Genomic DNA, 9,202 nt, shown 5'->3' on the forward strand with positions numbered 1-9,202 from the left:
TGTAATAATTAAACACAATATAAAGGCAAAAATAGGACCAATTGGGAAGAACCCCGAGCGATAAGGTAAGTCATTTAAATCACGACCTTGTGCAACATACCCCTTACGGAAACGATAGTGACTAATCGCAATACCCAACCATGCTATAAAACCCGTCATTCCCGAGGTATTTAATAACCATAAGTAGACAGTTTGGTTTCCGTACATTGAGCTTAAAAAGCATAGACCAGCAACTACTGTTGTCGCATAAAGCGCATTACGTGGCACACCGTTTTTAGATAATTTACCAAAGCATTTTGGTGCTTTGCCTTCTCTTGCTAATGTAAACAGCATACGCGTTGATGCATACATGCCTGAGTTACCCGCAGAAAGTACCGCCGTTAAGATAACCGCATTCATGATGGCTGCCGCAGATAATAATCCCGCATTTTTAAAGACTAGCGTGAATGGACTAACGCTAATATCACCCACATCATTACGCAATAAATTAGGATCAGTGTAAGGGATAATTAAGCTAATAATTAAAATCGCGAAGATATAAAATAATAAGATACGCCAGAAGACTTTACGCACCGCTTTTGGAATATTTTTAGCCGGATCTTTAGATTCCCCCGCCGCAATACCAATTAGCTCTGTACCTTGGAATGAAAAGCCAACAATCATGGCAACACCAATCATGGCAGCGAAGCCACCCGCAAAAGGTGCATCACCAATTTCCCAATTATGCCAACCTGCGTTTTCGGCACCTTTCATAATGCCAGTGATCATGGCAATACCCACAATAATGAAGATAATTACTGTGGAAACTTTGATTAATGAGAACCAATATTCTGCCTCACCAAATCCTTTTACAGAGATATAGTTGAGTAAGAAAATAACCCCAAGGAATAAAGCACTCCAGATCCAACCATCAACATCAGGGAACCAATAAAGCATCACTAATTGCGCAGCAACAAGGTCAACAGCAATGGTAACTGCCCAGTTATACCAATAGTTCCAGCCTAATGCGAAACCAAAACCTTCTTCTACATACTTAGAGCCGTAGGTTGAGAATGAGCCAGAAACAGGCATAAATGCCGCTAATTCCCCAAGGCTTGTCATTAGAAAATAGACCATTAATCCAATTAAAGCATAAGAGAGTAATGCCCCACCTGGACCTGCTTGAGCAACAGTGGCACCTGATGCGACAAAAAGCCCTGTACCAATTGAACCACCAATAGCGATCATCGCTAAATGTCGCGCTTTTAACTCTCTGCGCAAAGTGCGTACTGCGCCCGAACCAGCAGTACTATTTTGTTGTTCTGACATAACATTCCACTTTTATATTCACTTTCCTAACGAGGATTGTAGCAAATCTGTCGTTCGTGAATAGCAAGGATCAAGGATTATAAGATACCTTCATGATCGGGCGTCAATTATTAGCAATTTATGAGAAATTGCCGATTAAGTGTTCAGCGTTGCAATACATCAGCAGTTTTTTCAGTGCATCAGAGACATGTTTTTGACGATGATAAACAAGATATAGGGTACGTTGTAAGGTCAATCCTTCTACTTTTATCTCTTTTAATGAGCCGTTATTAATCTGCTCTTCAATCACTCGGCGAGATAAACAACTGATCCCCATTTCATACATCACGGCGTGTTTTATTGCTTCTGAGTTACCTAATTCCATTTCAATGCGATAGCCTGGTAAAGAAGCGAATAAAAGATGGTTAAGTACATCTCGAGTTCCCGAACCATTTTCTCGTAAAATCCAAGGCGCCGATTGTAAATCAGTTAAAGTCACTTTTGGTGTTTTAGCTAACGGATGATCGGGCGAGCAAAAAACGACCATTTCATCTAATAGCCATTTTTGGCTAATCAATTCAGAGCTTTGACAAGCACCTTCTATTAACCCTAAATCAACACGGAATTCGCTTACTAATTTAACGACTTCTTCGGTATTTCCGATACTCATTTCTAGCGGGATCTCGGGATAATTGCGATGAAAATTTCCCAGCATTTGAGGCAAAATATAATTACCTATTGTTGTACTTGCAGCGATGCGTAAAGCACCATTTCCTGCTTGGAATAACTGCTCCACCTCGGTTGCTCGTTCAAGTAAAGAGAGTGCTTTGGGGTAAAGTAATCGCCCATGTTCATTTGTGACAAGCCGTTTCCCCACGCGATCGAAAAGCTGTACGCCTAGTTGGCTTTCGAGATCAGTTAAAGATGCACTGACAGCAGATTGAGATAAAGCAAGCTGTTGTGATGCTTGCGTTGTAGAACCACTCTTGAGAACTTCAGTGAAGACTTCCAGTTGCCGCAACGTAATTCGCATATCCATTCCACCTTTGAGCTGTCATTGTAATAACATACTATCCACAAACCAGTAACATACCAAGTACATTTAAGAAAATACACCTATATTAGTTTTATTGGTAATTATTATAAAAATAATGAATTTAATAAATAAGTTTCCTTGTTATATGCTTATGCAAAATTCATATAAGCAAGGTTTTTCTATGTCAGAGCAAAGTCAACCTATTACATTGGCGAAAAAAATGTTTTACTCCAGTCTATCGCTGGCTTCCTGGTTTACTCCTAACAGGCGTATTAACTGCGCTTGCTATTTATATTGGTGATATTCCTTGGTTTTCTAGCATGGGTTTAGGCGCATTAACGTTGGCGATCCTATTCGGTATTATTGTGGGTAATACCTTTTATCCTATTGCAAAGCCTTATAGTGACGAAGGTGTCAAATTCGCTAAACACTATTTATTACGTACAGGTATTATTCTGTACGGTTTTAGACTGACTTTTCAGCAAATTGCAGATGTAGGCGCAACAGGTTTAATTATAGACGCCATTATGTTGATATCGACTTTTCTTATTGCAATGTGGATTGGTCGAAAATATTTTGGCTTAGATGAACAGACGGTAATTTTAATTGGCGCAGGTAGCAGTATTTGTGGTGCGGCCGCTGTAATGGCAACAGAGCCCGTTGTTAAAGCACAAGCAAGCCAAGTGGCTGTTGCTGTTTCTACTGTTGTGATTTTTGGTACTATTGGTATTTTCCTTTATCCTTGGTTCTATCACTTAAATGCGTTTGCAGGCTGGCTACCATTTACAGAAGAAACCTTTGGTATTTTCTCAGGTTCAACAATTCACGAAGTGGCCCAGGTTGTTGCCGTAGGACACTCAATTAGCCCTGATGCTGAAAATGCGGCGGTTATTAGTAAAATGATCCGCGTAATGATGCTAGCGCCGTTCTTAATTATTCTTTCAACTTATTTAAGTAAAAAGAAAAGCAAGGCAAACAATGGTGCACAAGCGACGGAGAAAAGCCCAATTACTATTCCTTGGTTTGCCGTATTCTTTATTGTAATGGCGGGCTTTAACTCTTTAAATTTAATTCCAGCGTCTATTGTTAATTATATTGTGACTATCGATACCATTCTATTAGCAATGGCCATGGTGGCATTAGGTTTAACAACGCATATTAGTGCTATCCGACAAGCTGGCGTCAAACCATTATTGTTAGCATTATTCTTATTTTTCTGGTTAACCCTTGGTGGTGCGATAATTAATATCTTTATTCAAACTGTGTTGATGTCTTAATAGGAAGATTGATAAAAATTAATCCCCTTTAAAATTTCGCCTTGAGAAGTACTTTTCAATTGCGCAACTCTTTTTAGTTGCGCTTTTTTGCTTTTATCACCTCAATATGATGTTATACGCTGAATGTTTGTTATCATGGTGTGAAATAAATCTAAGGAGAGAAATCATGAAATTTGTTGGCGCACATGTCAGTGCTGCTGGTGGCGTCGATCAGGCGGTATTACGCGCACATGAAATAAAAGCGACTGCGTTTGCCCTTTTTACGAAAAATCAGCGCCAGTGGAAAGCGGCACCATTATCCACAGAAGTTATTGATAAATTTAAAAAGAACTGTGAACTTTATAATTATAGCCCTTCTCAAATTTTACCCCATGACAGCTATCTCATTAATTTAGGTCATCCTGAAGAAGATGCTCTCAACAAATCAAGAGACGCATTTCTAGATGAAATGCAGCGCTGTGAGCAACTGGGTATTGAGTTACTGAATTTCCATCCAGGAAGTCATTTAAATAAAATTGATGTTGATCAGTGCCTACAAAAAATTGCCCAATCAATTAACATCACTTTAGAAAAAACGAAGAATGTTACTGCTGTAATTGAAAATACAGCAGGACAAGGGACAAATTTAGGTTATCGTTTTGAACACCTCGCCGCCATTATTGATGGTGTAGAAGATAAATCTCGTGTCGGTGTTTGCATTGATACTTGCCACACTTTTGCAGCAGGTTATGATTTAAGAACGATTGAAGATTGTGAAAAAACATTCGCTGAATTTGGAAAGATTGTCGGCTTTCAATACCTAAAAGCAATGCACCTTAATGATGCAAAAAGCGAATTAGCCAGTCGTGTAGACCGCCACCATAGTTTAGGTGAAGGTAATATTGGTAAAGTGCCGTTTAGTTACATTATGCAGGATAAACGTTTTGATGGTATTCCACTGATTTTAGAAACCATTAATCCTGATATTTGGCCTGACGAAATTGCTTGGTTGAAATCACAACAAAACTAACAGTCATAAGATTTGCGGTTTATACAATTTTCGTTTTATAACAATAAACCGCAAATAAGTTTATTTAATCGGCGTTAGCTCAATCCTAGTCATCATTTCAGCAAGCTGGCTCCTGTCTTTTATACCTACATCAGGCTGACTGACTGATAATGCAGAAATAGCGGTTGCAAGGCGCAATGTATGCTCACTCGTTTGCTCATTAATAAGCCATATACTAATCCCGCAACCATTGAATCTCCTGCACCCACGGTACTTATCACATCACAATGTGGTGGTTTTGCAAGCCATGCCCCCGATGCATTTACCCATAAAGCCCCTCTCTCACCCAGTGAAATAACGACATGTGCAATGCCTTTATCTCGCAATTGATGAGCCGCTTTAATAATATCTGTCATTTCAGCTAATGAATGTCCAACCCATGCTTCTAATTCACGATGATTAGGCTTTATTAACCAAGGTGCCGCTTTTAACCCTGCGACTAAAGCATCCCGACTGCTGTCAAAAATAATGCATGGGCATAATCTTCTTAACTTAATCATCCACTGAGCAAACGCATCAAGATCAACACCATTAGGTAAACTGCCACTAACAACCACCATATCGAAATGACCAAGCCAATTCAGTGAATCCGTTGAAAAACGCTGCCAATCTTGCGGTGATACGGTAAATCCTGAAAAATTAAAATCAGTGACTAACCCTTCTCTCTCCGTTAACTTCACATTAATACGAGTTCGTCCTGACACGAGATAAAAACGGTTTGCCATTCCATTTTCACTGAAGAAGTGCTGAAACTCTTCTTGATTTTCACGCCCCATAAACCCACTAACAGTAATATCGATACCTAAATCACGTAAGACTTTCGCGACATTATTGCCTTTACCCGCGGGATTAAGTCCAGCTGTTCGGACTAAATTAACCCCACCTACATCAATCGCTGGGCAAGCACCAACAAGATCATAAGCAGGATTTAAGGTGATCGTAGCGACACGGCGGCTCATGCCTTCACTCCCCAATCATTTTTTATTATGAATATTTAGGGTGCTATATATAGCATCAATTAATCTTTTATTCAGTGAAATTGCACTTGTTCTCCTTGCACTCTATCTATCGTGAATGGAGAATATCGTCCGTAGAAAACGACTTATTTTATACATTAACTATATAAAAAAAGAAAAAAAGGAGTCTCAAATGTCAGTCGTAGTCGGCGTTGGCGTCATTATCACCAATGAAAATGGTGAAGTATTATTAGGAAAACGTTGTGGAAAACACGCCCCTTATTGGTCAATTTTTGGTGGGCATGTTGATGAGGGTGAAACTTTTGAGCAATGTGCTATTCGAGAAATAAAAGAAGAAATTGGTATTGCAATCACCGAACCACAAGTGATTGGTCTTAGTAATAATCTAGAAACTTACCAATTAGAAGGTAAACACACAGTCTCTATTTGTATGATCGCACAACATCAAGGTGACGAACCTAAATTGATGGAGCCAGATAAATGTTCTGAACTTCGCTGGTGCTCTCCAGATAATTTACCTGAGCCACACTTCGAAGCAAGTCGCAACGCCATTGCATTATGGAAAAGTAAGCAGTTTTATCAAAGCTAATTAAAATCGCCCTATCACTTTCATTATTCTGGATGTTTTTTGTTCAGAATAATGTTCGGATTTGTCTATTTTTACGCAAAATCTCACTTTATTGATAATGGTATTTCTTTATCATTTCTAATAATCCTCATACTAATCTATTGATTTATATACCTCCCTTTTTCTACTGTATTATTTTTACTCACTTTTTTTCTTTATAAAGCACAATAACCTCTATTTACACCTTTATTGCAAACGTGTATTCTTTACACCATCAAGCTAGTACATTGAGTCAATTTTATAAGGACATCCTATGTCAGAAGTCACACCAATAACAAAGCGCCCATCGATACTTGGTGGTGCAATGATCATTGCTGGCACCGCTGTGGGTGCAGGCATGTTTTCTATTCCTATTGTGACTTCCGGTGTCTGGTTTACCGGTTCTATTTTTCTTCTGATCTACACTTGGTTTTGTTTATTTATGTCTGGGTTAATGATTTTAGAAGTAAACCTTCATTATCCTTTAGGCTCAAGCTTTCATACCATCACCAAAGACTTGTTAGGTAAAGGCTGGAGTACTATTAATGGACTATCGATTGCGTTTGTTCTTTATATTTTAACGTATGCTTATATTTCTGCAGGTAGCTCCATTATTGTGCAAAATTTTGCAACGGTGATCAGTGTACCTCAAGCTATTGCAGGTTTAGTCTTTGCATTAATTGTTGCCTTCTTTGTTTGGTTATCCACTCGCGCAGTGGATAGATTAAGCACTATTTTGATTGGGGGTATGGTAATAGCCTTTGTGTTGGCAATTGGCGGTCTATTTACAGAAGTAAAAATGCCCGTGTTATTTAATACCAATGAAAGCAATGCAAGTTACTTACCTTATGCTTTAGCTGCATTACCTTACTTACTGACTTCATTTGGTTATCACGGCAATATTCCAGGCCTAGTGACGTATTATCGTAAAGATGGCAAAGCTGTCATGAAAAGCTTGCTTATTGGTACATTGATTTCACTGGCGATTTATATTTTATGGCAGTTTGTTGTACAAGGTAATATTCCTCGCGAAGGTTTTAAGCAAGTCATTGCTGATGGTGGGAATATTGGTAATTTATTAGCGCAAATGCGTTCAACAACCGCCAATGCCTCTGTATCAATGTTACTAGACTTATTCTCTTATATGGCATTAGCAAGTTCATTCTTAGGGGTATCATTAGGATTATTTGATTACATCGCCGACTTCTTTAAGTTTTCAAATACAGGAAGCGGTCGATTTAAATCTGCGTTAGTCACGTTTATACCACCGACTATTTTGGCAATTATTTTTCCTGATGGTTTCTTATATGCCATTGGTTTTGCAGGACTGGCGGCAACAATTTGGGCCGCAATTATTCCAGCATTAATGGCAAAAGCAAGTCGTGAGCGTAATCAAAGTCAACGCTTTAAAGCGCCTGGTGGTATGTTTATGATTGGTTTCGTCATATTATTTGGTGTTATCAATGCGACTGCACATATTTTAGCGAACTTTAATCTTCTTCCTATCTACCGTTAACTTCTTTGCTAATAAACCAGCATCTAAAAGCCAGCCTATTATTGCGCTGGCTTTATTTTTCATCAAATTTTATAAAAAAATGTGTGAATAACTTGCCAAGTTTCTGCACTGCGAGTAATTTTGTCGCCATTATCGTCAATGTTATTTAATGGAAGGTTTTATATGGCAAAAGCCAATGAAATTAAACGTGGTATGGCTGTTAATTATAACAATAAGTTATTACTGGTAAAAGATATCGATATCCAAGCACCAAGTGCTCGTGGAGCAAGTACCCTGTACAAAATGCGTTTTACTGATATCCGTACAGGCCAGAAAGTAGAAGAGCGTTTTAAAGGCGATGATATGATTGATACCATCAGCTTAACGCGTCGTGCTGTTAGCTTTTCTTACATTGATGGTGATGAATATATCTTTATGGATAATGAAGATTACACACCCTATACCTTCAAAAAAGATCAAATTGAAGATGAATTGCTGTTTATTCCTGAAGAAGGCTTAGCGGGCATGCAAGTATTAACAATGGAGGGGCAAGTTTTAGCATTAGAGCTGCCACAAACTGTTGATATGGAAATTGTTGAAACTGTTCCAGGTATTAAAGGTGCTTCTGCAAGTGCTCGTACTAAACCAGCAACATTGCCAACAGGGTTAGTTATTCAGGTTCCTGAATACCTTTCTACTGGCGATAAAATTCGTATTCATATTGCCGAACGTCGCTATATGGGGCGAGCTGACTAATCAACAGTCAAAAACCCGACTCATTAGCGTATCACTAATGTTGCTTTAAATAGGTCAGATAATCGTAAGAAACCCAATGTGACAAACGATTATTTGACTTGTTTATCTTTTGCTACCTACCTCTTTTTATCCACAAACACCTTAAAAATATTGAACGTCAATAACACCATTCTTTTGGGTATTATCCATCCAACGGATCTCAGCTTTACCCATATCTTGAGGTAAAATAATAGTTTGTTGGGATTTATCAAAAGATGCGGGAACAATAGATTGAGTAGATGTAAACACTTTGTTGTGTTTGTAACATTGGTATTCAGCTTTATCAAATGTGAAATTCATCTCACATGCAGGATCTACAATCGCACCCCGTAGATAAATCTGTCCTGTTGTTTGCATGGGATCAGATGCCCAAGCTAATGATATCGAACTGGAAACGAGAAGACTGCATACTACGGTCAGATATTTTCTCATAACGACCTCACTTCTTGTTTGCGCTAGCAGGTATGGGGATCACACCTACCCGACATGTTTTTTATCATAGCAATAAAAGATGACATTTATATAGACATAAGAAGAATATTTGATGTCTATCAAATATAAGTGTTCGATATTTATAAATAAGAAATCAACGTTGATCAAACTTAAGTCAAATATTTTTAACTTTAATTAACAAGTTCAATTAAAAAGTTATTTAAAAATATTATTTTAAATTTAAATAC

General features: G+C 38.2%; 8 protein-coding genes and 1 pseudogene. 5 read left to right on the forward strand and 4 right to left on the reverse strand.

Annotated elements, in window-relative coordinates:
- Positions 1-1,308, reverse strand: a 1,308-nt coding sequence (locus BHE89_RS03655; RefSeq protein ID WP_128860307.1) for an amino acid permease, incomplete at its 3' end; no start/stop codon positions are given.
- Positions 1,309-1,426: 118 nt separating this feature from the next.
- Entirely contained in the window at positions 1,427-2,320 is an 894-nt protein-coding gene (yieE, locus tag BHE89_RS03660) for a DNA-binding transcriptional regulator YeiE (RefSeq protein ID WP_069368295.1), read from the reverse strand.
- A 167-nt stretch (positions 2,321-2,487) separates the two neighbouring features.
- Here yieE and BHE89_RS03665 point away from each other — a divergent pair, with 167 nt between their 5' ends.
- Both BHE89_RS03665 and nfo read left to right on the forward strand, forming a co-directional pair.
- Positions 2,488-3,600 carry a YeiH family protein gene (locus BHE89_RS03665; RefSeq protein ID WP_171742452.1) on the forward strand — a complete coding sequence of 371 codons (1,113 nt, stop codon included), beginning with the start codon at positions 2,488-2,490 and terminating at the stop codon, positions 3,598-3,600.
- A 166-nt stretch (positions 3,601-3,766) separates the two neighbouring features.
- Positions 3,767-4,609, forward strand: coding sequence for a deoxyribonuclease IV (gene nfo, locus BHE89_RS03670; protein ID WP_069368293.1), 843 nt, complete (start codon positions 3,767-3,769; stop codon positions 4,607-4,609).
- Positions 4,610-4,669: 60 nt separating this feature from the next.
- On the opposite strand, the pseudogene fruK reads toward nfo, so the two are convergent.
- Positions 4,670-5,607, reverse strand: a pseudogene (gene fruK, locus BHE89_RS03675) (1-phosphofructokinase).
- A 190-nt stretch (positions 5,608-5,797) separates the two neighbouring features.
- Between fruK and BHE89_RS03680 the strand changes: the two are divergent.
- The 3 genes from BHE89_RS03680 (at position 5,798) to yeiP (ending at position 8,483) form a co-directional block, all read left to right on the forward strand.
- Complete coding sequence (locus BHE89_RS03680; RefSeq protein ID WP_069368291.1) at positions 5,798-6,214, forward strand: nucleotide triphosphate diphosphatase NUDT15; 417 nt, start codon at positions 5,798-5,800, stop codon at positions 6,212-6,214.
- A gap of 292 nt (positions 6,215-6,506) precedes the next feature.
- A complete protein-coding gene (gene mtr, locus BHE89_RS03685) occupies positions 6,507-7,748 on the forward strand; it encodes a tryptophan permease (RefSeq protein ID WP_069368290.1) in 1,242 nt (413 codons plus the stop codon).
- Between the two features lie 162 nt (positions 7,749-7,910).
- Positions 7,911-8,483, forward strand: coding sequence for an elongation factor P-like protein YeiP (gene yeiP, locus BHE89_RS03690; RefSeq protein WP_069368289.1), 573 nt, complete (start codon positions 7,911-7,913; stop codon positions 8,481-8,483).
- Positions 8,484-8,624: 141 nt separating this feature from the next.
- Here the strand turns inward: yeiP and BHE89_RS03695 are convergent, their stop codons facing one another.
- Positions 8,625-8,954 (reverse strand): hypothetical protein, encoded by a 330-nt coding sequence (locus tag BHE89_RS03695; protein WP_069368288.1) that lies wholly within the window; start codon positions 8,952-8,954, stop codon positions 8,625-8,627.
- Positions 8,955-9,202 lie beyond the last annotated feature (248 nt).

The organism is Shigella sp. FC1967, from assembly GCF_001743005.1.
Lineage (GTDB): Bacteria > Pseudomonadota > Gammaproteobacteria > Enterobacterales > Enterobacteriaceae > Proteus.

Coding starts and splice junctions, on each gene's coding strand:
- yieE (WP_069368295.1), bottom strand. CDS start 2,320: ATGCGAATTACGTTGCGGCAACTGGAAGTCTTCACTGAAGTTCTCAAG.
- yeiP (WP_069368289.1), top strand. CDS start 7,911: ATGGCAAAAGCCAATGAAATTAAACGTGGTATGGCTGTTAATTATAAC.
- BHE89_RS03695 (WP_069368288.1), bottom strand. CDS start 8,954: ATGAGAAAATATCTGACCGTAGTATGCAGTCTTCTCGTTTCCAGTTCG.
- nfo (WP_069368293.1), top strand. CDS start 3,767: ATGAAATTTGTTGGCGCACATGTCAGTGCTGCTGGTGGCGTCGATCAG.
- BHE89_RS03680 (WP_069368291.1), top strand. CDS start 5,798: ATGTCAGTCGTAGTCGGCGTTGGCGTCATTATCACCAATGAAAATGGT.
- mtr (WP_069368290.1), top strand. CDS start 6,507: ATGTCAGAAGTCACACCAATAACAAAGCGCCCATCGATACTTGGTGGT.